Source organism: Escherichia sp. E13S3, from assembly GCF_004212325.1.
Lineage (GTDB): Bacteria > Pseudomonadota > Gammaproteobacteria > Enterobacterales > Enterobacteriaceae > Escherichia.
In genome coordinates this window covers 48,046-73,138 of sequence record NZ_RHJR01000019.1, presented here as the reverse complement: position 1 = coordinate 73,138, position 25,093 = coordinate 48,046, and the positions used below count along the sequence as shown (strand labels likewise).

The following is a 25,093-nucleotide window of genomic DNA, read 5'->3' as shown; positions in this document are numbered from 1 at the left end:
ATCCGCTCCGGGAGTTACAGGCAGTAGCTCCATGCTATTTCACCGGCGCTTTACTCATGCACTTATTTGGATCCTTACGACCAGGAAACACTAGAGGATAATTTCCTGTCATTATCTGAAGCGTTTTGAGTATTGTAATTGCCTGAATTGAAAGCGGAACAATATGTGGCCGCCTCATTTTCATCCGTTGCGCAGGGATCTCCCATATCGCTTTATCGAGGTTGAATTCGCTCCAGAGCGCCGCTCTCCACTCTCCGGTTCGAACACCTGTAATAATCAACAATCTCGCCACCAAAACAACCAGCGGACTACCTGTGTAACCAGATAACGCATTAAAGAAAATACGGTTGATAATGGAAGATAAGGAACGGGCAGTGAGCTGTAGTATGTGCGGGGTCAATTGACTTAGATAGACTTGGGAAGAGTTTGAAATGGTGCCGATAATAGGAGTCGAACCTACGACCTTCGCATTACGAATTATAAGAATCCGCTTCTAATTCAAAGCATTACACCATCAACACTGCGCTCACACGTCCCACCACATCAAAACATGTAAAGCCTTGCAAGCCATTGTGAGGCCTTATGTGTCTCAGTTTTGTCTCATCAGCCACAGCAAGTATCGATCAATTGAGACTTGGATGATAGACTTCGTGTTTTTTGGAGCCCATTGGTTAAATAAATGTTAAAGTTGTTTGTAAGGTACACATCTATAGGTGTGCTGAACACACTTATACACTGGGTGGTTTTTGGTGTATGTATCTATGCCGCGCATACCAGTCAGGCCCTGGCAAACTTCACAGGTTTCGTAGTGGCTGTGAGCTTTAGCTTCTTCGCGAATGCAAGATTCACATTCAAAGCATCGACTACAGCGATGCGCTACATGTTATACGTGGGATTCATGGGAATATTAAGTGCGATTGTTGGTTGGGCTGCTGATAAATGCTCACTTCCTCCAATAGTCACTCTTATCACCTTCTCCGCCATCAGCCTGGTGTGCGGTTTCGTCTATTCAAAGTTCATTGTCTTTAGGGATGCGAAATGAAAATATCTCTTGTCGTTCCTGTCTTCAATGAAGAAGAAGCGATACCTGTTTTCTATAAGACGGTACGTGAATTCCAAGAGTTGAAGCCATATGAAGTAGAAATTATATTCATAAATGACGGAAGTAAAGATGCCACAGAGTCAATTATTAACGCGCTGGCTGTTTCAGACCCGCTAGTTGTTCCGCTGTCATTTACACGCAACTTTGGTAAAGAACCAGCCTTATTTGCAGGGTTAGACCATGCAAGCGGCGATGCTGTAATTCCTATTGATGTCGACCTGCAAGACCCTATTGAGGTTATCCCTCATCTTATTGAAAAGTGGCAGGCAGGTGCTGACATGGTGCTTGCTAAACGTTCAGACCGCTCAACTGATGGACGACTGAAACGTAAGACAGCGGAGTGGTTCTATAAATTACACAACAAAATAAGCACCCCAAAGATCGAGGAAAATGTCGGAGATTTTCGACTCATGTCTCGTGAGGTTGTGGAGAACATTAAACTGTTGCCTGAGCGCAATCTTTTCATGAAAGGCATACTAAGCTGGGTGGGTGGTCAGACGGATGTCGTTGAATATGTACGAGCAGAGCGCGTTGCTGGCATCTCAAAATTTAATGGCTGGAAATTATGGAATCTGGCACTTGAAGGTATCACAAGTTTTTCAACCTTTCCTCTTCGCGTATGGACTTATATAGGCTTGTTTGTTGCAAGCATTTCATTTTTATATGGTGCATGGATGATTATAGACACTCTTATCTTTGGTAACCCAGTACGCGGGTATCCCTCCCTGCTTGTATCAATACTTTTCTTGGGTGGAGTGCAGCTGATCGGGATTGGTGTTCTCGGTGAATATATAGGCAGAATCTATATTGAAAGCAAACATCGTCCCAAATACATCATCAAAAATGAGAAACAAAAATGAAAAGCCTTAAAACATCATATGTAAAAAAACTATTTTTCTTAATTGCTGTATTTTTCATTGCGGTTATTTTGATGTATTTGCGCCGTCCTGATATAATCAGAACACCGCAGTTTTGGGCAGAAGATGGTCATGTATGGTATGCTATGGCATACAATAATGGCATATTCACATCAATGATATTCCCTCAAAATGGATATTATCAAACCATATCAAAACTTATTGCCTCCATATCATTAAATTTTAATTTAATGTATGCCCCTTTAATTTTTAACATCTCCGCAATTATTGTTAGGGCATTGCTTGTATCTTTCATACTCTCTGGAAGATTTAGTTACGTAAACATAACACCAAGAATATTTACTGCTTTATTTATTATAATAATGCCGGAAGTATCAGAAGTGCACGCCAATGTTACTAATGATCATTGGTATTTATCACTATATTTACTTCTTGTTATGTTAGCTCCAAAGCCTACAAATAATTATCAAAAAGCACACGATTATATAGCGATAATCATATGTGGACTAAGTGGTCCATTTATAGTATTCATGGCTCCAATGGTAGGGATAAATATACTTATACAAAAACGCTTATCTACAAAAAAAATAACCACTCACGAATACGTTTTCATTGCCATTTGTTTGATTCAATTTATTTCTATTATTATGACATCCTCTGAGACCAGAGTTGATATGGTTCTTGGAGCTAATTTCGCAACACTTTGCAAAATATTAACAACAAAGGTTTTTCTGGGTTTATGGGCTAATGGTGACTTTTTATCACCTTTATGGAATCATGATTCAATTTGCATTGCAATTACAATGATTTGTCTTTCCATCACTATTTTTACATTTATTGTTTCCAATTACCCCATGCGCTCGGCAATAGTTTTCGCAATACTAACATTAACGTTTTCACTAGCAAAACCAATGCTTTCATCTACAAGTGAGCAATGGCCATTATTAATTCATGGCGGAGGAAGATATTCTGTCATACCAACAATTATATGGTACTCTGTATTGGTTTACTTCTTAAACTATATTTCCCACTTGCACTTTAAATTCCTACCATGGATGTTATATACAACATCGTTAATCTCATGTTTATATTTTTTCAATCTTACCCCACTCCCAGATTACGGGTGGAAAGAGCAAGTTAAAAAATTTGAAAGCTTAGCACCAGGAGAATCGTATTCTTTCAAGTTCAACCCTGCAGGATGGACGATGACATTAATAAAAAAACAGCCTTAATGTTGAATGGTAGTTACTTAATGTTATTGATCTAAGTTTTGCATCAATAACCCCCCCCGAAACTTAGGGGGGGCATCTGCAGTTATAATTAACGGCCTCTTTCTTCATCCGATAACGCCCCCTTATTTATTTCCCTCTGGTTTTTTCGGCCACTCTGTATTTTTTATATCAACACGCATCAATAGCACCCGATATTTTTTCCATGCCAGTAATAGTTTCGTTTCATCATCTGTTGCCATACCTAAATCAACCGCATCCTGAAGCGGAGCTATTACATTCGTTGCCTCTGCTATCAGTGCAGATTTCTTTTCATCATTTATTAAGGCTAATTGTTCTAGTGTTGGAGAAGGACGGTCAACAATGACAGGGTGACCGTCCTCACCACAGGTAATCATTTTTGTGACACTCTGTGAGTTAATCAGTGTTTTCCACTCTGATTCCGAGATTTCCACTGCATCATCAGGAATATTGGTGCCGTGAAATTCAGTCGAATAAAATCCGTTTGTCGATGCAGAATAAAAATATGACATTTCGTTAATATCCCATTGCAATGTAATACGCATCAGCAGATGAACCATATCCTGAACCGGGCGACACCGTAATATTAAATCCAGTGTTCTGGACACTTGTCGCCGATACAGTCGGCTGCCCTGCCGCGCCAGTAACGTTCAATGTAACTACGACAGCAATGACTCTTGAGAACGTCATCGGGAACCTCATCCCGTATGTTGAAGATACATTCGGGGCACCATTCAACTGGCCACACTGTAAAATTAATCCAGACGGAAATTTTTGCGCAGCAGCCGTTACGGTATTAATTGACGCGAATAAACTCATATCAGGTATCTGATTTGCTCCTGTCCCTACATCCCGTTTTGCCGCTTCTCGTAAACCAAGGTATGCGAGAATGTCAGCAATAGTATTTTTGCCGATAATATCACGGCCTACCTTAGTGAGGTCGGTCTGCGCAGCCTTATCTGTGCCAGTGAAATACGGTAGCTTATTTGCCCCAGTCGCCAGTCCTGCCAGAGCCGTCAACGTGGCATCAAGCGCCTGATAATCCTTACCGAACGCAGAAGACATTTTGGTAATGAACCCATTCAGGTCGCCATCATCCAATACATCCAGTCCGCTTTTGTTTGCTGTGTACTGTGCAAGTGCTGCTGCTATAAAGCTGGCCTGCCGAATAACCTTATTGACTTGCGCACTGGATGCTTTCCCTGCTGTAAATCCGGATAAAAGCGCGGGCAACGCTTCCCATTCCTCCTGCGATATAACATTGGCATTTCGATCCGTTGCAAACGCTTTAAAGTCATTTTTCGCCATCAGAGTAATACTCCCCATGCTCCTACATCAAAACCACTGATGAATTCGTTATCCATATCAAAACCAAAAAATTTTGAGCCTTCCGATGGGGTTTCCACCGAAGGCGTTTCAATGCCACCCGCCCACACCCCGGCGGCTTTTACTGTGAGATACCCCTGTTTAATTGCCGCAATTAACTCACGCGATACATCTGAAATATCAGTATCAGGAAAGACCCAGACCGATATCGTCATGTCCTGGTTATCGACTATCTGCATTCGCAGTCCGGATCCTGCTGTTGCCTCGTCAAGAATTGCCGGAAGCGAATCATTCCGTCCGTCCCAGTTATTAATCGCAATCTTCGCTTTAAGAATGACACGATAAGTTTCATCGCTGAGATACATGTATCCGGAATCAGGATCGTATGGTCCCTGCCATACCCCCTGATCATATCCAAGCCCGTCGGTATCCCAGCTGAAATAGACACCTGAGATAGGCTGGCTGACAACACGGCTACGTCCGATCCACAATCCCAGAATATCAAGTTGCACACCAACCGCAGAGTCAATATCAAATGCAGTAATCAGCCCTCTGGTGGCGGCCGCAACATCAATAAGTGGCCGGGTCATCAGATCAACATGCGCAAGAAATTTAGGTTTGGTGGCGTGGTAGTTTGTGATTAGTTCGGTGTATTTGCTCATGACTCCACCGTTATAACGATATTTTCCGGGGTACAGGACGCAGATTCGTTATATCTGATATCAATGTTTGATGACGACAAAGCCCCCGGGGATTTACCAATCGTCAGTTCCTGAATATCGTAATAGCGTGCATTCCCGCCACTCACCACGCCAAGATTCGCCGGTGAGTAAATGCGACTTAAAAGGACCGAATCACCGATCGTCAGACTATTGATATAGTCGGAAATAGCCTGCTGGATCTGCTGACCTATCTGTGATGTATAACCCGTAAAAACTTTTAATTTAATCCGGGCATAAACAGGCACATCACTGGAACGCGAGAATTTGATTATATGGGGATTGCCGTATTTATCCGGAACCGTAACGGATGTTGTACCGTGAGTGGCTGTCCCCTGGCCTTTATTCCCTCTGATAGCCTGAGCAATATCCGTCACATCACCGCCATCCACAATTACAGCAACAGAGTGTGGCGGTAACCCGTTACCGTCCTCCGAACCAGTATCGTTTTCATAGAGTTTGTGGCGGGTTACACCGGTAACATTAGAAACGGCACCATCCAGTGCTTCAAATGGGGTTATTGATGGCAACGCAACACTTTGCGACTGGCGGATACGTAACTCCGCATCAGTTTCTGCTGGAGTGCCTACAGTAGCTGCAGCAGGATTGGTTACCGAAACCCAGCCACGGGTTGGCGTATTAATTTCAGTGATAGTTCCAGCCAGCGCCGCCACTGCACCACTGACGGAACATGTTGCGGTCACCATCACTGTACCATCCACGCCGACCACCACTGAAGCAGGCAAACGCCATATCACATTATTACTGTCTTTCACGCTGCCATTAATGATGGTTGCCCCGGCAGTTCCTGTAAGAAGCAAATCAACCGTAGAGTTCGTCGCGCCTTTACGTGAAATACCATTTATTTTCACGTTACTGGTCAGTGCAGCCCCATAGCCGGTTGCCGGTGAAAAACAGTTGTAGACAGTTATCGCCGTATTATTGGCATCATGAATCGCCAGCGCCATCAGAGCCACCATCTGGCCGTCTTTGCTGTCCGGTTCGAGGTAGGCATCACTGCCATAAATCTGCTGAAAATAGCTAATCAGGGTGCTGAGTATCGTCTGATAATCAGGCGCACTGATCCCCTCCGCGGTTACCTTTGCAGATAAACCGAGAGAATCAAGGTTCAGAGCCATTACGCCTCCGATGTAACAGTCGTTATTCCATAAAGAGTGTCGATTTCAGCGGAAAACATGACACGTCGGGTCGTGGTATCCACCGTCGTATTGAAAGAGAGGATTGATTTAACGCCCCGCGTTTCGAGGATGCGCTTACGGATCGCTAGGTTGTAGGTTTCCGGCTTCTGCTTACCGAGTACGGACTGGATCCACGGAGTCCCCTCGGTGGTGTCGAGAAACCATTGCCCATACCACAATTCGAATCGCGTTTTTACCGCCTGCGCCACGGCCTCCGGTGAGTTAATCAGCCAGGTGTCATCACCGCTGCCAAAGGTGTAATCGCCATCGGCGTCTTCACGTCTGTATCGCATCAGTTTACTCCGTCGGTATTGCTTCCACCGCGCTGAACACCACCATGAGTGTGCGTATCATCGATTGGCTTGCCATTAGCCTTCACGCTCCCCAAAAACTCAACAGCACCAGTGATTTTTGAAGCCACACCAGAAACCACAGACCCCACCATGCCCCCCATCCAGGTTAACAGGCCATGAATGGTTACTTTCTCAGAAAAATCAGCCAGAGGGGCAACCACATCAAGGCCCCCCGGAGCGACAATTTTAATTTTCCTGGTATCAGGATTAAGCTCAAAATAGGTGCTGCCGTCATCACTACGCAACTGTGTGGCACTGGTATTAATACCGCTAATCTTCCTTGCCTGCGACTGGGGACCGACAATACAAAACGCATCCGATAAATCATGCATTCTGTCATCGACCGACTCCTGTATCCCGCCACTCTGCCACCAGAAATCAATACAACGATCGGCAAAAATCACCAAACATTCATCACCGGCTTTAACTGGGAACGTTAGCGTACATCCTCCGCCGCGCGGGAATACCACTGGCACATCCACCAGCAATGGGTAATTTTTGGTAATGCGGTTGCCGTCGTTATCAATTTCAACGTAGCGGATAGCAGGCTGTACAACCGCCGTCACCGCATCAGGAGCGAATGACTGAACAATGCCAGGCAAGGCGACACGGATCTGGTTCTTTGTTGTTTCCCGTTCAGATTTAAATGTTTCGGCAAGGTCGCCGCTGCGGGTCTGGTCAGATACTGCCATTTAGTAGGCTCCAGAAAGCAAAAAACCCGCCAAGCGGCGGGTTTGAATTTTGAGAAATTTCAGCTTATGCAGTTAACGAGTCATCACCAATCTTCAGTAATTGATTAACGATTGCATCGACCTCTTCCGCATCCAGAATTACACTTCTCGCGGTAATCCGGTTGATTTTCCGCTCAAGCTTGTAATCAGAATTAACACGTTGGGCATGCGTCATTTTCAGTTTAACGCCGATTTTCTTTACTGCGTTAACATCAACATCGTTAAGTGCAGCTGCCTCACCACTACAAAAGGCCGTATAGACTCGCATGTGAACTCCACCTTTTAGTTTTTCACCATCTTGTGTAGCGGTCGGTACCAGATTGTTGGTGATCCGTAAGGCGGAATGGTACATACCATAGTATGCTCGGCTAATAGCATTTCTCGTCCACATCTCACCGTTTAGAGCCAGGGAATGCTTAGCTAATTCAAGAAAACAGGTATGCTCAACCGACATTAGAGTTCCCCGGCTTCAAAGCATCCGACGCATTCTGAATCCGCAAGCCCCGCAATAATAATCTCATCAGCCAAGGCATTATTCATCTGCGAAAGAAGCACTGGATCGTCTGTTTTGACTTCAACGAACAGCGTATCAAGTTCTGACATTACATAAAAAGCATGAGCGCCAGCAAGACGAGCGCGGTACTTTTCTGCAACGTTCATCATGAGCCGCCCAATAGTTTTTAGCTCCTGAGCATGATCTTTTTGGGTATGCAGATAATTGAGCGTGTCATACCATTTGCCCATATATTCAGGGCGCGGTACTTCCATTGCAGTTAGCATCGGCATCACCTTTTCAAGCAAATCGATATCAACCCAGTATGCAGAAATTGTAGCAACCTCAGCCAATATCGTTGGATTAAGTGAATCAGATGCTTTCTGAATCATCACATACTGGCGAGCGTGCAAACCTAAGTTACGCAGCGCAATCGTATAGTTACAAAAAGAAACTGGATCGTTAGGCGCTATTCTCAACCCCCGCTCACAGAGTGAACATCCTTCATCTATTTCACCAAGAACAAGCTTAGCTAAGCCTTCAATTGATAGCCCCTGATAACGTTCAGGTAGTTTCTTCGCTTCACGAATGATTCGATGGATTTCAAACTCACTCAGAAGGTTTTCACCCTTAGTTAATGAAGGAGTCAGAAGATCTAACAGTTCTCCTGATTTTGGCTGCGCTAAACTCATGTTTTAGTTATTCCTGGCTTTAATGAAGTAGCATATCGATGGCAATCCACCATCAAAAAGTCAGTGCAGTGTAATCGCTCGTCTCAAAAAACAACAGTTTTTAGAGCACATTTTGTTGTTTTTCAGGCGTTACGAATTTCAGGTTACCTTCACCCAGCCACTTTTTTACAAGGGAATGATCCGATGATTTTAGGCGCATCCATGCTGTTCTGCAGAAGCTGGACATTAAGGAATCGCGTTTCGGTACCAGGGCGACGAATGTATTCAAAGCCGTAGTTGTTACCGTCTTTGGCAGGCATAAGCCCCATGTCTACTTTCAAACCATTGGTACCCAGTTCGGTGATTTTTTGAGAGGTAACTCTTTCACCGTTGATTGTCGATAACTCGCCCTGGTTTGCAACCATAGTGTAGCCACCGCATTTAACCGTGAAGCCATCCGCCCACGCGCTGCACGCAGAAAAGACAGCTAACAGAAAAATAATCCCCCTCATTGCTCATCCCCTTTGCAAAGCCGATTGCGTATACAGATCCGCCGCGCCACGCGCTTCGCACATCATATCCATGTACCACGCCTGGCCCCTTGTGTCGCCAGTGTACATAATCCCGCGCACAATATAAACGCCATCCGTTGCGATGCTGGCAGGCTGTGATGTGGTGCCGCTGAGCGTAATATTTCCGTCCGTGTTCTGGTCGGTGATCTGCCCACCAGCCATAGCGATATCGTTGTTCGACAACGCGGTGCGATATACAGAAGCCTGATCCAGTTGAATGAGCCCATTAACCCGGATGTTCGGATTAATGAGCGCACGGACGTTTACGCCGTTACCGATGGTCTGCTGCGGCATGCCAATAAGCCCGGTAGCACTGTTGAGCACAATCGCTTCGTGAACATATTCATTAGTCGCCACCATCTGGCGCTGACCGTCCACGAATTGCCATGTTGCGCCACATTGCCCGGCTACGTTATCCATTAGATGCCGCGTCATGCCAAAGAGCACCCGCCCCCGGGGGAATACAGTAGCAGGCATTTCAGGCGTCAGGCCTTCGGTCGCACCTTTGGCTTCGAAGTCTTTCATCAGCGCACGGTTCACATCAGCGACCGTGTAACCGGCAGCCAGCGTCTGTGAGGTTATACTGGTGGCAAAAGCCAGATCAGTATCTGCTGCCTGAATCAGGACGTAGGAATCAACCGGACTGTCTTTTCCTGTAACCGAGTAGCGAATTTCACCGCTGAAAATCAGTCCGTAGTTGCGGCCATCTCTCTGGCCCACGTCCGCCGCATCAACCTCCCGCACGATCCCGACGTCGCTTGCCGACACCTCCGGCGCGATACCGTCGTAACCCGCAATCAGACGCACTTTCGAAAACTCCTGCCCGGTGATTCGGTTCACAGTATCTGCCGAGAGGTTATAAATTTTGATAGTCCCTACCCGGGACGCGCTGCTGATGTTGAACCAGTCGATCGTAAAGGTGACTTTAAAATCACTTAGCTCAATTCCCTGACCGTTCTCGTCCACAAGCTGCAGTTCGAAATGTCTCATCCAGTTCTGTGACATGCTTACTCCGTTGATACCAGTAAATGGCTGCGACCGCCCAGGTCAGTTTTTGTGGGGTAATCCTGTGTGTTGTCATCACAGACCACCACCAGCTTAAAACCAAGCCCCATACAGGCGTACTGCGCCAGCAGGTCAGCACCAGTGACGAGAGGAATACCGGAGATTACCGGCACCCCTCTGTCGTTCTGCAGGTCCATAATCCAGTACAGATCGCGCCATATGATGCTAATCCGCCAGGTAACACCACCCAGGACGATGCTGAACTGCTGGTTGTCCGCTGTCAGCGGAATTTCCTGAATTGTCATTAGCCGCCCCCCAGTAATGACGCCACGTTACCCGTGATGCTTTTCAGCAGTGAAGTATCTGGAGGCTTTGTGGTTTTGTTGCCGCTATTCTGTACCGCCGACGTGCTGGCCCCTTCCTTCATGTTGGTTTTATCCGCGACGGTAATCTGCTGTGTCCGGGAGATAATGACCTCCCTCAGGGTGAGGACGGCGGACAGGACGTTTTCGGTTGTCTTGTCCGTCGTCACTTCCAGCGCCCGGATCAACATGTTGCTGTACAGCCGTTTACCGGTTACCACATCGAAGGGGATACGGCTTTCCTGCAGATCCAGTAGCTCCTGATACGTCTGCTGAGGACTCAGGCCGAGCAGGCTGGTAGCCGTCAGGTTACTGGCAAAATCCAGCAATGCGCCGCCACCGGCGAAACCAACCTCCATCACCACTTCTGACGGTTTTTTATAGGCATGATCAGCGACAGCGGCCCCGACCTCTACCGGATGCTCTGTTATTTCAAGCATATCTGTATGCTTCTCTGAAATAACAACACTGGGAACAATCATTCCTATTTTTCTGCTCTGCTGATGAAAAAGTGTAGAGAGAATATCCACTAACCCACCCTCACCTGATTACTTCGCATGACCTGAGCATTTGCAGACTGTTGCCGACGTGCAACCTCATTACCGACAGCGTGCGGATCTCCGCCACCGTAAATGTGGTAGGTATTTTGCTGGTTAACCTCTGTCACTTTGCCACTAATTCCCGCCACGGCAGCCTTATTAATCAGCTCTCGAGAATAGATATTTCTTCCATTCTCATGCTGGATAATGCTGCTCATCAATGCTGACATGGTTTGCGGATCGCTCATATTCAGGGCAGCCCGGGGATCCACTCCCAGTCGTTGCGATACAGCCCTGATATACGCAGTTGTGTTGTTATTATCAGACGCAGGTGCCCAGGTAGAGATAATTTTCTCCACACTGTTTATTCCCCGTCCGGCGTACAGCATTAACTGACGAGCAAGAGCCCGTAATCCATCAAAGGCCGTTTCAAATCTGGCAAATCGCCCGCCCGGGCGTTCAAGAGAAGCCCCTGCCTGACCAGCAAAATTAAGGTTTCCCGGATTGTTATTCCGTTCTCCTCGTTTCGTAGCCTGTGCATGTTGTTCCGGCTCATCATCACCAAACCAGCCGCGTACCGTCCGGCCCACTCTGCGGGGATCAAATCCCCAGTGCTCTTTAATCCAGTCGGCAGTACTGTTAGCGCTGTCTGTAACCATCGGCATCGCTGACGGATTTTCGCTGCCCTGATTAAGTATCTGTTTGCCGATGCTGACGGCATCAGCCCAGCGGCCATCTTTGATAGCGTTGAGCAGGTCGGCGATCATGTTCAGCATTTTGCTGAATTCGCCCATCTGGTCGATGAAGTTGCTGAAATCCCACTTCAGGGACCATGATTTGGGGTCAATATTGAGCAGTTTCGCCAGCGCTTTCACCAGGTCGTTAACGGTCGTTTTAAGGTCACGAACCATCTTCAGCGCGGCATCAACCTCCGGTTTCCACTTGCCCCAGTCAATCAGGCTGTCGCCGCCTTCCTTCCAGGTCTGATAGTCCTCCCACAGAAGGGCAATCCCCGCCGCCAGCGCAGTAATGAGGCCAATCGGCGACATCCAGAACGTACTGTTCAGAATGCGCAGCGCAATCGTCAGTGCGCCAAACAGCGAGATCAACTCCCGCGTTTGCTTATCCAGCGATTGCCACCAGGTGATAAGGCCTGATGTCCCCTCAATCAGTCTGAAGAACAGCCGCCCGATAATATCCCCGAGCGCCAGAATGCCTTTTATGGCTTTCGTCAGGGTCTGCTCGATACGCGGGAAGTTGTCCAGAATATGGCGGCGCAGGGTGTCCAGCGAACCCGCAAGTCCCCCCGCAAGATTAGAGCCGATTTTGTCACGGGCCATTCCTGCCATCGCGCTAAACTCACGCAGGGAGGTCATAAATTTGTTGGAGCTTCTGGCCGCCTCGTCAGCATTGAAGCCGATAGCTTTCGCCATTGCGCTGTACTGCCCGGAGAAGCCACCCACACCCCGGCGCATCGCCATAAGGGTATTTTCGTCAATGCCCAGCATCTGCGCATACTGGTTAGCCCGGTAATACGGCATGCTGCTGAGTTTCTGTCCAACGCCCGTAAAGATAGCAGCCATGTCACGCATGTTACCGCTGGCATCACGGGTCTGTACGCCCAGGCGATTCAGAAAGCCTTCTGCTCCGGGATTGTTACGAATAAACCGGGAGAGGCTTTCCAGAGAAGATCGCGCAGCGTCCACACTGCCGCCAACCTGCGAAACCGCATAGCCAATAGACTGAATTCCCTGGACCGTCGCGCCGGTGCGCTGTGACGCCCAGTAAAGATTATCCAGACCGGAGGCGATCTTAGCCGTGAAGGCCACCACGGACAGCGCAGTTCCTTCGACGGCCAGCCCCATTTTGATGACATTTGCAGTTGTACCGGCGAGGACAGAACCGAACTTTTTCGCTCCTGCATCATCCACACTGAAGCCAAGCGAGACGAGGAAATCTTTAATAGTTTCAGCGTTCATTATCCTCTCTCCATTTCTCAATGCGCCGCTGGTTATCCGCTTTTACCGCCAGATGGTCATTCAAAAGAGCAATATCGTACAAATCGACAGAGCCATCTTTAAGTGCTGTATAAGGAATTAACCCGGCGTCAACCGGATTGAGAAGGTAGGACAGCCCGTCCGGCAGGCTGTTAAACGTCAGCCCTGTTGCAGGCTCTGCGTCGTGCTGGTAAGGGGTGTAGGCAAAAAATTTCCCAGCGAATCGGCGACCACCCGCGCCACCAGCTGCAGCATGACCAGCAAGTCAATATCATCAAACATCAGTTCGCCCTGGGTAAATACCGGAACCCATCCGTCCATATGACGCCGCGATACCACCGCAAGACAGGGATGAATAATCGCATCGGTGTCATCTTCGGTCAGGGAAGACAATTCCTCAGCGATACGCGGGAGCATGGTTTCAAACACCGGTTTTAACTGCTCGAATTTCACGGTGTCGATTTTGCCGTCAGCAGGCAAACGGGAGCGAATGCTCCCGAAATCTGACATCATTCCCGCCAGTACCGGCAGAAGTTTGCGGGTCACTTTCAGCTGGTCAAAAACGCTGAGTTTTGCCACGCGATATTTCACGCCTTTGATTTCGAATTCCATGTATTAAAACTCCCCGAGAACCTGGTCAATCTTGCCGCAGTCAAACACCCACGGCATCGTATTACCGGTTTTAGCGTTGGCGTTATCCGGTTGTTTCTGGAACGCAACGCTGCGTGCCGTGATGATGTCGCCGCTGACCTTGTTGCGGATCACGATAACGTTATTCCCCCATGTGGCAGAAGACTGGCTCTGTGCGTTATACGCCAGCGACAATTTTTTATTTGTCGGTGATGTCTTCAGAAGGTTAACGGTAATCGTCCCGCTTTTATCTGCATGGAGACTGTGCATCACTTCGCCATCAGCACCGATGGTCATGGTGTTTTTAGGACCGCCCATCGCAACCACAATCCCCTCTTCAGAACTTGCAGAACCGTACCCGAGGTCAATCGAACCGGTCGGCCCGGTCAGCGTCGCAGTGACATCCATAAAAGAATAGGTAGACATTCACTTCCCCTTAGCGAACAACGTTAATCTGTACGTCAGCGTAATGAACCGCGCCTGCAAGTTTTATTGCAGCCTGAATCACCGGAGCCTTACGGGCTTCACGTTCTGATTGTGCCTGTTCATCCAGCGGCTGGGCGTATACGTAATAACCTTTGGGCAGCGTGTCACCTGATGACAACTGACCAAGGTCGCCACCGTTCCATACGCCCGGAGCAATCAGTCCATTCTGAACGGCCTGATCCAGTGATTTTTCAACATTTGATAACAGTCGGGTAATACCGGCTTCAGTCTGGGGAACTTTCGTGGTGCTGGTATAAAGCAGGTTATAGAGGTTGGTCTGCACATAATTCTGTAACCAGTCCAGGCCGTGGCGTTCATCAAAGAAATCGCCGTTAGCCATCACTCCCTGCTGGAGGATAGCCGTATCATTCTGGTAGTACACGAATACATTGCAGTTTTTTGCATCAAGTGCCGATGCCTGGCTGACGGTCAGTGTTTCATACCCAACACCCGGCTCCTGCTTAAACTTGAGCGTAATCGCGGTATTACTGCCATTGAAATTAACCGTGAATGCCCGGCCAAATGCAGATAACGCAGCGTATTTATTACCCGATGAATACTGAATAAAACTGCGTGAATATCCGGCGGTTTTCAGTTTTGATGCCAAATCATCGCTGGATGCAGTCTGCAGGCATTTATCATCGCTTGTCGTAATCGCCAGAATACGGCTTACAGAAGAGGATTCGATCGCCGCAGCCACTTTCAGCCAGTCTGCATTCGGAATATCTTCATCGTCTGCAATCCCCAGCCCATACCATGAAGTATAATCGAGCATGGCATTCACAGCCTGCTCCAGCGTCTCAGGCGTGGCCTGTTCGCTGTCTCCCTTCGTTTTCACCCAACGACCAACAAAAACCTCCTGAGGTTTCGGTGATTGAGAGAAAAACACCTGCGCAGCCTTATATTCTGGTGATTCCACGCCAAAATCTTTTCCAATATCTTCCGCGGCAGAATAACGGCGAATGCGCTCACTTACCGGAATGATTGTGGACGGGCCGAGAATGAGTAATGCACCAAAATTTCGCCCTGATGCTGCACGCGGCGACATGATCACATCAACATTAACAACGTTTGATACAGGCAAGCCCTGTGCCATAGCTTAATCTCCGAAAAAGATGACTGGTGCTTCCACCAGCGATTTAATACCGTACTCGCGCACAACCTTCCGGCACAGACGCACCGTCATATCGTAGCGGCGGACCCATTGCTGATTAATAAGTTCAGGGAAGGGAGTCAGACCTGTGTAATCGCCAAGAGACAGCCCCAGCGCATTCAGTGCTGCATTGTTCTGCGGTACAGATATACCGTCACGAAACCGGGACGCATACACCATCCCCGCCGGTCCATAAAACGAAGCCATACACTCAATCGTTTCATGCCGCCAGAGCTGAGAGCCATCATCGGTCTGTCTGGTGAATGCCGGGCTGTCATCACCTGACCATTCGATAACCCCAAACGCACACCAGTTCGTTTCAGCCGGTAGCAGTGGCGGCTGCTCTTTCTGCCAGCGCGGACGAACCATCCCGGCAGACAGACCGGAAACGTTACGCATCCACTGGCTTAACAGCCTGTCGAGAGCTTCGTCATAATCCGGATCGCCACTGGTTGGTATCAGCCATCCGCGCTCTGTACTGGTGTTATTGCTCAACCGGAGTTCCCCCATCAAACGGCATCAACTCACAATGCGCCTGAACGAATCCGGCCCCATAAGCTGTATACGGGTCGACGAAGGTCACACGATAATCACGGCCCTGATACGTCACGATATCGGCATCACGGCCAGTCTGTCCCTGCGTCAGTCGCTCAGTCGTCACAATCAGAATTGCACCGCTGATTACCTGCCCTGCCTGCATACGGCGGTTTTCCAGAGAGCGATCAACAGTTACGACTCCGGCAAACTGCTTTTTAACTTCACTGTCGCTGCCGATCCCGTCCTCATCCACCGTTTGCACACGCCGTGTTACCCACAAATTGAAGTCGCAAAAATCGGGGTCAAAAAGCACATCTGTTACATCAAGAGTCGGCATCTTTATCCCTCACAATATGGGTAATAGCTCTGCGATATTGCCCGGTATCAATTAATGGTTTCGCCAGTTCGGTTCCCGGAGATTCGCCAGCAGCACGCCGGGCAAGTTCCAGTGTTGCTCCCTTGCGCCCCCGACGAGCCCGGGCTTCAACAGTACTGTCAGCAAGCGGCGTAAAGCCGGTAATGGTCATGTAACGCCTGACGCCATTAACGGCCAGCGTCCCGGCACGGTTGAGTGCACTTTCTGCTCCCGCAGCATTACCATCAAGTGCAGCCTGCGCCGCGGTTTTGAGCTGCGGCACCGTCTGCTCTTCTGCCGATTTAACACCGGGGACCAGGTGAGGTCGTGGCGGGATGTTCTGCTCTGGTGAACCGTATTCGTTGAGGTAACCGATGCCCGCATTACCAAACGGAACATCATCCCGCTCGCTGTCTTCCGAAGGGATGCCGACCAGCACATCTTTTTTGGTTAACGACCTGAGCGCATCCAGAATGGCCTTAGCGTTATCCACCCTCGTTGTTACACCGCTTTTGAAACTCATAGCTGGCGACCGCCTGCACCGAACATCGTGATCAACTGATAAAATTCAGCGCCATATCGGGTGTTATTCCAGAAACCTGCATCAGGATTCAGCGTCGCGCTGGTGTCATAACTGACGCTTACCTTATCCACGGACTTTGAGGACTGAACACCATTGGTTGAACCGCCCGAACCACCAGCCAGCATCGCCCGGCTGTCTGCCGCCCAGAGCGTCATGTAGTGCGCAACGAACAACCCGGCAAAGTACGGAAACAACTTTTTGCCGGTGACGTTTTCGCTCAGCAGTTCATCGGCCAGATTCAGACGAAACTGGATTTGCGCTTCGGGATATTTGGCAGGGTCAGCAAACTGCGGGAAGTCGCGGCGAAAATCACTTACCGCTGGCAGACTTTGATTCTTTGGCATTTTTTACCTCGTTACGCGCGTCTGTGGCTTTGCCAACGGATACTTCCGCGTGCGCACGAGTGAACCAGTGCGTGGCAACGTCTTCCTCCACAGCATGACGGCCTTTAACAAACTCGCGCCGAGAACCGTCGGGAAGCGTGAGCACAAACGGGGTATGTACGTGTATTACTGCATCATTTTTTGCCATCGGGTCATCCTTAATGGCCCCGCCAGGGGGCCATGTGGCTGTTAAATGCCATCAACGTACGAAATGGTTTCTTTGTACACTGGCTCAACCGCACCCAGCTTGCCGTAGTAAGTGACGATCTGATACAGACCGCGATACTGCACCGGCACGCTCTGAAGCGGAACCAGCGGGTAGCGGACGTATTTTTTATCGTTGGTGTACGCAACCATGCGATCCTTTTTCCCCACACCACGGCCTTTCAGCCATTTAACCGCGCGGATATTCAGCGGAACACCGTTCTGGTGATAGCTGATGGTGTTGGTCTGAAGATACGTCAACAGGGACTGGTTACCCGCAGATGAAACGATGATGCTGGACAACAGAGCAAACTGCTCAGGCGGGATCAGCAAATCACGCGGAACCACAGAGTAACCGGAAGCGGCCCACGCATCAGACAGCACCTGGTTAATGCTTGCGCGGATTTCGTCCGGTGTTGAGGTTGCCCACGTTTTGGCAGCGTTGTTGACAGGCACGCCGTCCAGGGTAACAAGGCCTTTCAGGTTTAATGCAGAATCGCCAACATATACCTGTTCATCGTTATCCATCTGCCATTTCAGTTGCATACCGTCATACTTCTGCGTATCAATCGGGCGGCCGACCTGCTGAGCAGCCTGCAATTCTATGACCGTCCAGCCAAGTTCCATCCCCCACAGGTTCAGCGGGTTACCGGATTTGCCGATATCCACGTTCACGCCAGCAATAGCGGTTGAGTCTTTGCCTACCCAGTTTTTGCCATTCGGATTTGCACCAGTACCCGCAGCGGCGAAGCTGGTATTCGTCCAGCTGGAAATGTCATCTGCGATGGAGACATCTTCACGCAGTTGGATATCGCGGGTCCAGGTGTACCCCACCAGTGGCAGGTTCAGCGTCTGGTCGAGTCGCTCCAGCTCCCCGATGAGAAAGGCACCAGAGCTGTCAACGGTTGCCTGATCAAAAGTAATCATTCGTCTGTTCCTTAAATCTTCCAGGAAATTTCTGCATTGCCGTCAGCATCACCGGCACCTGTGAATTCAGCGTTGGTCAGCACCACGTTTTTGCCACTGACTGACGTGGCCATGAATCCACCCAGCGGCACTTTGATGGATTCATCAGTGGAGACGACAACGTATACCGGGTCGCCTTTTTTGATGGTGCTGGCATCAAAATCAGAACCGAGGTTAACGGTCACGTAGCCACGCTTCATGGCGTCGCCCGGGAAGTTCTTGCCACTCCCCACCTGGCGAACCATGTCCGGCTGCGACGTGGTAGGATAAGGGCGCACGTAGATCCCATTCACCTTGTCTGCGGTATCACCATCTGCCAGCGGCACGAAAAAACCGTCATCATCGTATTTACCAGCCAGGCCATAGGCAGCGAAGGCGTTATCGGATTTAAGGACCACCGGTTCGACGGTTAAGTCCTGCGGGCGAGAGACAGCCCCGGCAATGCCAACAGGCATCCGGTACAGAAATACATTATTCATTTTTTACCCTTTACGGTTTGCCCAGAATTCAGCGTTTTGTTTGTTCAGGGAAGCGATACTGGTCATGCCCATGTTTGGGCGCTGTGCATCGCCGGTGGTGGCGCGGGTGTTTCGCCCTTTGGCAATCTCAGACACGGCATTAAACGCCATGTCGACCGATTGTTTCGGTAATTTGCGGATATCCGCATCACCGACTATCTGGCGAACCAGCGTTTTGTCAGCAGAAGCCAGGACCTCACGTTTGAATGCGGTCGGTTTCATCTTACGGCTCAGATCGATACCCGGAACGATAACCTCGGCACGCCAGGCTGAGTCACCAGTAATCGTGGTTTCCTCTTCATCGTCCTCGCCGTCACCGGTCGGATTATCGTCAGGCTTATTGTCGTTATCGCCCGTCGCATTTCCTTCCAGCTTAGCCAGCAGGGCTTTCAGTAATGTTTTGAGGTCATCATCACTGTCGCCGGTTGGACCTCCGCCCATCTCTGGTGCTTTGTCCGGTAGTGGTTGCTGCGGGGACAGGTTGATGTTGAGATTAACGCCCTGCGGCAAATCCCCCTCATCTCCTGTAACCGATGCGGGAGCCGACTCCACCAGTTCGTTCATGGTGTCGGCATCTCCTGTCTTGATGGCTGCACGCATGCGGTTCCACCAGTTTTTCTTTTGATTTGCCATTGTGTCTCTGTCTCCAATTGCACAACGATTTCCGGCTCTGCCTTTGGGGACAAGAGCCACATGGTTTCCGGTAATATCGACCTGCTCGGCTTTACCTGGCTCGGTCTGCTCGTACTCCGCGTCATAGCCGCACGACACTTCACGCAGGCCATCTTCGATAAGCTGAATGGCGTTTTCGTCTTTGACGATAAGGTCAGCCAGCATCAAATCAGACTGCTCACCCGTCCCGCGCCGGACATTCTGGAGGTGCCCGACAGCAAGCTCTTTCCAGTTCTCGGGATTTACCAGCCGCACATTCCCGTTTTCATCTTCAGGATGCAGGATCGTGATGCTCATCCCTTCGAATGAGGCAAGCGTGGCCGGATGGAATACCTGCTCAGGAGAACGCGTGACGACTATTTCACCGAACTTATCGGGTTTCAGTTTTGGCAGGTCATCAGCACCATAGAGCTGCTTACCTGTTCGTCCTATCGGCACGTCTTTGCACAGCAACGAGCCGTCAGCCAGCTGGTAGCGGGTTTCTCCCAGCCGGGTATTGAAAAAATATTTCATGGGTTACCTGCGATTCAGGCGGGATAAGATTGGGAGGTGGGAAAAACGATTTCTTTATAACAGCGACAATTCGGGAGCTCGCCAGCATGACCTGTCATGCCGTCAAGCGTTGGAGGTTTGCCCCATTCGACAAATTTACCTTCCATTTCCTGATGAGAATGCCTGACGTCACCATCTTCGGCTGTACGCCAGATATAACCATTCGAACCAATTGACAGCGCACGCGCCTGATCCAGCGCGCCGGTTGCACGTCCAAGTTCAGTACGGGCAATCAGGTCAGCTCTGGACTTTGCTATATCACCCGATGCGGCTATTTCTTTAGCAAAATGTTCCGCTCTCCCACCGGTAACAACAGCTTCAATCGCCCGATTCTGGATGTCGTACACCCTGTCAGCCGCCTCGAGGGGTAGCGATTTAATGTACTTAACCTGTTCGGCAACGATGGATTTCATCACCTGCCCTGGAGGGGCACTGTTTACCAGATTGCGTAGCTCACGGCTGATGGTTTTGCTGTGTTTACGCCACTGCTCATCATTCTTGCGCACAATGTCGGCGGTAAAGTTTTCCGCGACCTTTATCGCCCAGGGGGTGATGATTTCACTGTAGCGTTCCAGCGCCTCAATAATTTCCGTGATACTGTCATTTGAACCATCGTAGTGACCATTTACGATGTCCCCGACCGCCCGCGCTATCCTGCGTAGGCTGGTTCGATACCGGATTTCCGCCTGACGGTTCCTGCGGTTCGTCATCAGGTTCGCCGATGCCGGGCGGCGCTTCGTCTTCGGCATTCTCTATGTCCTCGTCGGTAATGGATGCCCCGATGCCGGTTACGTCAGAATTTTCGCGCAAATCAGTCATAGCGGCTTTCAGTGTCATCAGACCATCACCCAGCGCTGTACTGATTGCGTTGGTGGTATTTAACGCCACCGTTGAACGATCGACATCAGACATTTGCCAGAGCGGGTTAAACTCAAACGTGAAATCATCCGGGAGCGGCTTGCCAAGTTCCGAACGATGCATGATGTCCAGTATCCGCCGCACCGGAAGACGTAAACGCCTCTCCTGCAACGAACTGATGCGATCGTAATAGTTGGCAAGGTCTGCATCACCGGTAGAAAATCCTTTCGGGGACTGTCCGAACAACCGCACCAGTGGGATACCAACAGCGCCACTAATCTGTTCTGCAAACTGCGATAGGATGTCATCCAGACCACTGAAGCTGTACTGATGGGTTTCAAACTTATCCCGCGAGTCCATGAGCGTCATGCCTTCATTGCTCTGGAACTGTCGAATCAGGTCGATATTCTTCAGCAACGCTTCATACGCAGGACCACCAAGTGCAATAATCTCGCGTAGCTTCTCCACGCTGTAGGTACGCAGATGCGCCTTGTAGACCAGCTGCGCCGCGCCAACAGTAGCGCTGTCGAACGCGGTAAGACGATCCCAGATACGCTCTACAACCGACATTCCCCATTCGTTCTCGGTCATCTTCTGCTGAAATGGCAGCGTGACGCCATCAAAGCGAATCAGGCGACTGTGATGAATGCGCCAGGCAGGAATTCCCGTTGCTGTGGTCACCACATCGTAAAACTCAGGTTTACCCAGGTCCGGCCCCATATCTTTAATGCGGCGGGTCAGTACCGGGTCGATCATCCAGCGGTCGAGCGGGAGAATCCCCTTAAACTTGCCCTTACCGATGGTTTCGGGTCGCAGCGGGGTCATTGGTGCCTGCCCCTCAATCATGATGAAACCCACCGCGCCGCCGTAGAGGCGCGACCATTTCAGCACGTCGTTCAGCGCATCCCAGATTTGCAACTCATCCAGTTGTGATTCGAGAATGCCACGATCTTTTGCATCAATTTCCGACGTGATGCGAATGCCTTTGCGGGTCATATCATCCGGGATAGCATCGACCGCTTCGCCGATGATCCAGGACGAACGATAGGACCATTCCACCAGCATGCGGTTACGACTGGTGAAATTAGCCCGGTAGGTAGATGCTGAGTGCTGGTTAGGTGTCTGCATCCCTACGCGGGCAATAAAATTCTCATAACCATCAGCTGTGGCCTGCGCAGTTCGCCGCAGGGCTTGTTTGTTTCGTGCCATCAGGCCTGTCTCCCTAGCAGCTCCCAGATGTTCAGGGCTGAATTCATTGGGGCATAGTTGATCATCACCGAGTCGGCAAGGTTTGGCGACCGGGTTCCATCAGGCTGTTTATCAATAACGATTTTTCCCACACCATTAATGGAATAGGTCGGCTGCGAAAGCTCGATGATGAGTTTATCTTTGAGTGCCATGCTACTGCTGATTGAGATGATTTCGTCCGGGTTGTAAGCCATACCTTCAACCACGGCGCGCCAGGTATTCTGAAAAAGTTTACGTAACCGCCACCAGCTCTGGGCTTTGGCGTTAGCGAAGAAGTCCTTGTTCAGACGTGCGGCTTGCCCGTTGTCCCCGCGAACAGCTTCATCATCCGGATCAAATACCGCGCCACTACCTCGAAACGGTGTGGCGAGTATTGACGGTCGGCGCGCAGCGTTACGCAGTTCGTTGATAGCGCGTGCATCGCCGCGAACGCCAGCGCCCAGCCCGTCCTCATCAAAGCGAAACTCTTCGAGGTTGTCCTGTTCGCAAAAACCGAAGACCATCTCGACGGACTGATAAATGTCGCTGCCCACACCAGACCATTCCCGCACATTTTCCAGGAGGAAGCCATGACGGGTGGAAAAGGCATTTTTGTCCCTGCCTTCGTCGGCGACATCCATCGCGCCAAGTCGTTTGCCTGTTGGCTGGATACCCAGTTTGATATGTGCATCAACGGCAGCCTGTACCCATTCGGATGGAATCAGGACGCCTTCCGCTGATGCGCTGTAGTTCAGATCAAGTTCCTGTGCCACCACCACCGGATTATCGATTTTCTCGCATTCCCTGCGATACCACTCTTCATCCTTGCGAGGATCATCCCGCCAGTGGAATGTGAATACCGGTATCTTCCCGCCATGACGCTTCTGAGCGAACGGGTTAGCCATGCCGTTAACTGAACTCAGGTCGATACGGCAACGCGTCGTTTGTGACAACGCCGCATCAATCAGCAGAGGGCGCTGAAGGAATGCAGCCTCATCAACCAGATAAAGCGTGGTACGGTCACCACGACCAATATTATCGCCAGCCTCGCCTTTGATAACGGCACCAGTTTCAGGAAACTCAACACGCATATATGGCGCGTGCTTCTTCTCGCTCCACGAACCGCGAAACTCTACAGGTACTGTTTCCACGAACTTGCGCGCCTTCCAGAACAATGCTTTCGGGTCACCGGTACTGTCGACGTATTCCTCTTTACGGGAGCCGAAACCGATAACCATTTCTTTGTTGAAGAGACAAAGCGAGCAGGCCAGTCCGATCGCGGTCCAACTGAGCCCCATTTCACGGGATTTTTCGGTAATACCATTCTCCCGATTGCTCCAGCGTTCCATAATCCAGTGGATCCACTCCTCCTGCTTAGGGAAGAGTAAAAACGGAATGGTCACCGGCAGGCCATAATCAATATTACGCGGGTCCGTTGTCATGCCCCAGTCGATGATGAACTGAGCCGGATTGGTTCGGTAAAACTGCTTCAATACGGGCAATATTTCAGGATTCTGGCGAATGCGCTGTAGGCGTTCCATCCGCCATTCAAAAACCATCTGGTAATCAGGATGTTTAAAATCGAAGGGGAATGGTAACGGCATACTTAGCCCATCATTTTTCTATACGCCTCTGCAGCCTGCTCTGGCGTTAAGTTGGTAATTTCTGTTCTGACTGGTCCTCCATCAGCGCCAGTCACTTCATTTTTGACGTTGTCTTTAAACGCCTGAACAGAAACATGCTTACCAAGAAGTTCGAGGTTTTTAACCTTATCAGGCCATTTGATTTTCTTCAGGAGTGCTGCACTATCTGCGGATACCATCTCCACAACATCCATTCCTGATAACGTTGTGCGCCATACCTTAGGCCAGTCTTTAATGGGCTTTAGCTCACCGTTTTGCAGGAGAATGTCGAGCACATCCATCTGGTCGATTTCAACCAACCTACGAAGAACATAGGCGGCATCTATACCCGTCTGCTCAACGCGGGCGGATTTAAGTTCAGCAACGAATTTTTGAACATTAACATTTGCTAATAATCGAGATGCCTGCTCATTGGCGGTCTTCTCGCTGTAGCCCGCCCTGATAGCTGCCTGTGTTCCATTCAGATCTTTCAGGTACTCACGGGCAAACAGCTCTTGTTTGTCGGTGAGCTTTGCCATTATTTGTGCTCCGTTTATCCGTTAAAAGGGATATCAGTTAAGTTATCCCGTGTAAGGTATAAGCCATTATCAAAGCCACTCTGTAGGGAATGGCTTTTGTAATGGCAATAAAAAACAGCCGTAGGAGGTTAGATTAAGTATTCACGTTTTTCATTTCATCGATGTGATAAAGATGTATAAACTTTTCATCATGCCCACCAAATATCTGTGTTATCGATTCGTCATCCCGGCCTTCAACAATTAAATGCTTTTCATGTGTTCCTGGCATAAATGACGCCTTTACAACATGTTCTAAGTGGTGTTTGAACTGTACGTGAAGCTCTCTTGCATCCTCAAAAGGAATATTTTCTGTAAGTTCAAAATAACGAAATGCCATATCTACCTCCCGTATAATGAGAGCCCATCATTAATGAATTTTGTTGTCATGACAATGACAAATTATTTCAGGCTCCATTAGATATAGCTATGTAATGAACTGGCTCTTATCTCAACGCTGCGTATTCCGACCCAAATCGACCATTGATTCCGATGTAATCCGATCGCACTTTCCGATTTAATTCGACCACGAATTCCGATTTGTTCCGGCCAGATTTGGCGCTCCGTCGGAATCC

Annotated in this window: 33 protein-coding genes and 1 pseudogene; 4 read left to right on the top strand and 30 right to left on the bottom strand. The window is 49.4% G+C overall.

The features are described from left to right. Window positions 1-40: 40 nt before the first annotated feature. A pseudogene (locus tag D9597_RS19890) lies at window positions 41-413 on the bottom strand (tyrosine-type recombinase/integrase); the annotation flags it as partial. A gap of 266 nt (window positions 414-679) precedes the next feature. Here D9597_RS19890 and D9597_RS19885 point away from each other — a divergent pair. From D9597_RS19885 to D9597_RS19875, 3 genes are read left to right on the top strand one after another with little or no spacing between them, the layout of a single operon-like run. Next, window positions 680-1,042 carry a GtrA family protein gene (locus tag D9597_RS19885; protein ID WP_130224179.1) on the top strand — a complete coding sequence of 121 codons (363 nt, stop codon included), beginning with the start codon at window positions 680-682 and terminating at the stop codon, window positions 1,040-1,042. Beyond that, a complete protein-coding gene (locus D9597_RS19880; RefSeq protein WP_130224177.1) occupies window positions 1,039-1,962 on the top strand; it encodes a glycosyltransferase family 2 protein in 924 nt (307 codons plus the stop codon). Before D9597_RS19885 ends, D9597_RS19880 begins: the two co-directional genes overlap by 4 nt. Beyond that, entirely contained in the window at window positions 1,959-3,212 is a 1,254-nt protein-coding gene (locus D9597_RS19875; protein ID WP_130224175.1) for a glucosyl transferase, read from the top strand. The genes D9597_RS19880 and D9597_RS19875 overlap by 4 nt, the downstream gene beginning before the upstream one ends. A 122-nt stretch (window positions 3,213-3,334) precedes the next feature. Here the strand turns inward: D9597_RS19875 and D9597_RS19870 are convergent, their stop codons facing one another. The 21 genes from D9597_RS19870 to D9597_RS19770 all read right to left on the bottom strand — a co-directional run bounded on the left by D9597_RS19870 (window position 3,335) and on the right by D9597_RS19770 (window position 17,285). After that, window positions 3,335-3,775: a tail fiber assembly protein gene (locus D9597_RS19870; RefSeq protein ID WP_165383554.1), complete on the bottom strand. Its 441-nt coding sequence runs from the start codon at window positions 3,773-3,775 to the stop codon at window positions 3,335-3,337. After that, window positions 3,747-4,538: a phage tail protein gene (locus D9597_RS19865; RefSeq protein ID WP_130224171.1), complete on the bottom strand. Its 792-nt coding sequence runs from the start codon at window positions 4,536-4,538 to the stop codon at window positions 3,747-3,749. Before D9597_RS19865 ends, D9597_RS19870 begins: the two co-directional genes overlap by 29 nt. Beyond that, on the bottom strand, window positions 4,538-5,218 hold the full coding sequence (locus D9597_RS19860; RefSeq protein WP_130224169.1) for a DUF2612 domain-containing protein: 681 nt from the start codon (window positions 5,216-5,218) through the stop codon (window positions 4,538-4,540). Before D9597_RS19860 ends, D9597_RS19865 begins: the two co-directional genes overlap by 1 nt. Then, a complete protein-coding gene (locus tag D9597_RS19855) occupies window positions 5,215-6,414 on the bottom strand; it encodes a baseplate J/gp47 family protein (protein WP_130224167.1) in 1,200 nt (399 codons plus the stop codon). Before D9597_RS19855 ends, D9597_RS19860 begins: the two co-directional genes overlap by 4 nt. Further along, entirely contained in the window at window positions 6,414-6,767 is a 354-nt protein-coding gene (locus D9597_RS19850) for a hypothetical protein (protein ID WP_001270634.1), read from the bottom strand. Before D9597_RS19850 ends, D9597_RS19855 begins: the two co-directional genes overlap by 1 nt. After that, complete coding sequence (locus tag D9597_RS19845; RefSeq protein WP_130224165.1) at window positions 6,767-7,519, bottom strand: Gp138 family membrane-puncturing spike protein; 753 nt, start codon at window positions 7,517-7,519, stop codon at window positions 6,767-6,769. Before D9597_RS19845 ends, D9597_RS19850 begins: the two co-directional genes overlap by 1 nt. Before the next feature lie 64 nt (window positions 7,520-7,583). Next, on the bottom strand, window positions 7,584-8,012 hold the full coding sequence (locus D9597_RS19840) for a hypothetical protein (RefSeq protein ID WP_000110002.1): 429 nt from the start codon (window positions 8,010-8,012) through the stop codon (window positions 7,584-7,586). Next, window positions 8,012-8,743, bottom strand: coding sequence for a hypothetical protein (locus tag D9597_RS19835; protein ID WP_130224163.1), 732 nt, complete (start codon window positions 8,741-8,743; stop codon window positions 8,012-8,014). The genes D9597_RS19840 and D9597_RS19835 overlap by 1 nt, the downstream gene beginning before the upstream one ends. Window positions 8,744-8,892: 149 nt before the next feature. Further along, a complete protein-coding gene (locus D9597_RS19830) occupies window positions 8,893-9,234 on the bottom strand; it encodes a hypothetical protein (protein WP_001214055.1) in 342 nt (113 codons plus the stop codon). A 3-nt stretch (window positions 9,235-9,237) separates the two neighbouring features. Next, window positions 9,238-10,299, bottom strand: a complete 1,062-nt coding sequence (locus D9597_RS19825) for a hypothetical protein (protein WP_130224161.1) — start codon at window positions 10,297-10,299, stop codon at window positions 9,238-9,240. 2 nt (window positions 10,300-10,301) lie between these two features. Then, the gene (locus tag D9597_RS19820) at window positions 10,302-10,604 is read right to left on the bottom strand and encodes a hypothetical protein (RefSeq protein ID WP_130224159.1); all 303 of its coding nucleotides are present in this window, start codon (window positions 10,602-10,604) and stop codon (window positions 10,302-10,304) included. After that, the gene (locus tag D9597_RS19815; RefSeq protein ID WP_001420197.1) at window positions 10,604-11,191 is read right to left on the bottom strand and encodes a phage baseplate protein; all 588 of its coding nucleotides are present in this window, start codon (window positions 11,189-11,191) and stop codon (window positions 10,604-10,606) included. Before D9597_RS19815 ends, D9597_RS19820 begins: the two co-directional genes overlap by 1 nt. Continuing rightward, the gene (locus tag D9597_RS19810) at window positions 11,191-13,179 is read right to left on the bottom strand and encodes a lytic transglycosylase (protein WP_130224157.1); all 1,989 of its coding nucleotides are present in this window, start codon (window positions 13,177-13,179) and stop codon (window positions 11,191-11,193) included. Before D9597_RS19810 ends, D9597_RS19815 begins: the two co-directional genes overlap by 1 nt. Beyond that, window positions 13,169-13,345 (bottom strand): hypothetical protein, encoded by a 177-nt coding sequence (locus tag D9597_RS23405; RefSeq protein WP_023141050.1) that lies wholly within the window; start codon window positions 13,343-13,345, stop codon window positions 13,169-13,171. Before D9597_RS23405 ends, D9597_RS19810 begins: the two co-directional genes overlap by 11 nt. 11 nt (window positions 13,346-13,356) lie before the next feature. Then, window positions 13,357-13,809, bottom strand: a complete 453-nt coding sequence (locus D9597_RS19800; protein WP_000393960.1) for a phage tail assembly chaperone — start codon at window positions 13,807-13,809, stop codon at window positions 13,357-13,359. Between the two features lie 3 nt (window positions 13,810-13,812). Continuing rightward, window positions 13,813-14,253: a DUF3277 family protein gene (locus D9597_RS19795; RefSeq protein ID WP_000109249.1), complete on the bottom strand. Its 441-nt coding sequence runs from the start codon at window positions 14,251-14,253 to the stop codon at window positions 13,813-13,815. A gap of 10 nt (window positions 14,254-14,263) precedes the next feature. Beyond that, on the bottom strand, window positions 14,264-15,409 hold the full coding sequence (locus tag D9597_RS19790; RefSeq protein ID WP_097736400.1) for a DUF3383 family protein: 1,146 nt from the start codon (window positions 15,407-15,409) through the stop codon (window positions 14,264-14,266). Between the two features lie 3 nt (window positions 15,410-15,412). Beyond that, window positions 15,413-15,976 (bottom strand): hypothetical protein, encoded by a 564-nt coding sequence (locus D9597_RS19785; protein ID WP_130224155.1) that lies wholly within the window; start codon window positions 15,974-15,976, stop codon window positions 15,413-15,415. After that, window positions 15,951-16,340, bottom strand: a complete 390-nt coding sequence (locus tag D9597_RS19780) for a hypothetical protein (RefSeq protein WP_001142484.1) — start codon at window positions 16,338-16,340, stop codon at window positions 15,951-15,953. The genes D9597_RS19785 and D9597_RS19780 overlap by 26 nt, the downstream gene beginning before the upstream one ends. Continuing rightward, window positions 16,327-16,881, bottom strand: a complete 555-nt coding sequence (locus D9597_RS19775) for a hypothetical protein (RefSeq protein ID WP_054413226.1) — start codon at window positions 16,879-16,881, stop codon at window positions 16,327-16,329. Before D9597_RS19775 ends, D9597_RS19780 begins: the two co-directional genes overlap by 14 nt. Further along, a complete protein-coding gene (locus D9597_RS19770; protein WP_032197767.1) occupies window positions 16,878-17,285 on the bottom strand; it encodes a DUF4054 domain-containing protein in 408 nt (135 codons plus the stop codon). Before D9597_RS19770 ends, D9597_RS19775 begins: the two co-directional genes overlap by 4 nt. Here D9597_RS19770 and D9597_RS23150 point away from each other — a divergent pair. Next, a complete protein-coding gene (locus D9597_RS23150; RefSeq protein ID WP_161622305.1) occupies window positions 17,284-17,517 on the top strand; it encodes a hypothetical protein in 234 nt (77 codons plus the stop codon). The two genes, D9597_RS19770 and D9597_RS23150, sit on opposite strands and share 2 nt — an antisense overlap. Here D9597_RS23150 and D9597_RS19760 read toward each other — a convergent pair. The 8 genes from D9597_RS19760 to D9597_RS19725 all read right to left on the bottom strand — a co-directional run bounded on the left by D9597_RS19760 (window position 17,514) and on the right by D9597_RS19725 (window position 24,858). Then, window positions 17,514-18,455: a major capsid family protein gene (locus D9597_RS19760; protein ID WP_001473318.1), complete on the bottom strand. Its 942-nt coding sequence runs from the start codon at window positions 18,453-18,455 to the stop codon at window positions 17,514-17,516. The two genes, D9597_RS23150 and D9597_RS19760, sit on opposite strands and share 4 nt — an antisense overlap. Before the next feature lie 11 nt (window positions 18,456-18,466). Continuing rightward, the gene (locus tag D9597_RS19755; protein ID WP_130224153.1) at window positions 18,467-18,973 is read right to left on the bottom strand and encodes a hypothetical protein; all 507 of its coding nucleotides are present in this window, start codon (window positions 18,971-18,973) and stop codon (window positions 18,467-18,469) included. 3 nt (window positions 18,974-18,976) lie between these two features. Beyond that, complete coding sequence (locus D9597_RS19750) at window positions 18,977-20,197, bottom strand: DUF2213 domain-containing protein (protein ID WP_086259026.1); 1,221 nt, start codon at window positions 20,195-20,197, stop codon at window positions 18,977-18,979. 14 nt (window positions 20,198-20,211) lie between these two features. Then, on the bottom strand, window positions 20,212-20,946 hold the full coding sequence (locus D9597_RS19745; protein WP_141033465.1) for a phage minor head protein: 735 nt from the start codon (window positions 20,944-20,946) through the stop codon (window positions 20,212-20,214). Then, window positions 20,837-22,303 carry a DUF1073 domain-containing protein gene (locus tag D9597_RS19740; RefSeq protein ID WP_130224150.1) on the bottom strand — a complete coding sequence of 489 codons (1,467 nt, stop codon included), beginning with the start codon at window positions 22,301-22,303 and terminating at the stop codon, window positions 20,837-20,839. Before D9597_RS19740 ends, D9597_RS19745 begins: the two co-directional genes overlap by 110 nt. After that, entirely contained in the window at window positions 22,303-23,925 is a 1,623-nt protein-coding gene (locus tag D9597_RS19735) for a TerL protein (protein WP_130224148.1), read from the bottom strand. Before D9597_RS19735 ends, D9597_RS19740 begins: the two co-directional genes overlap by 1 nt. 2 nt (window positions 23,926-23,927) lie before the next feature. Then, window positions 23,928-24,482 (bottom strand): terminase small subunit, encoded by a 555-nt coding sequence (locus D9597_RS19730; protein WP_130224146.1) that lies wholly within the window; start codon window positions 24,480-24,482, stop codon window positions 23,928-23,930. Window positions 24,483-24,615: 133 nt separating this feature from the next. Then, window positions 24,616-24,858: a hypothetical protein gene (locus D9597_RS19725; protein WP_240780448.1), complete on the bottom strand. Its 243-nt coding sequence runs from the start codon at window positions 24,856-24,858 to the stop codon at window positions 24,616-24,618. Window positions 24,859-25,093: the final 235 nt, after the last annotated feature.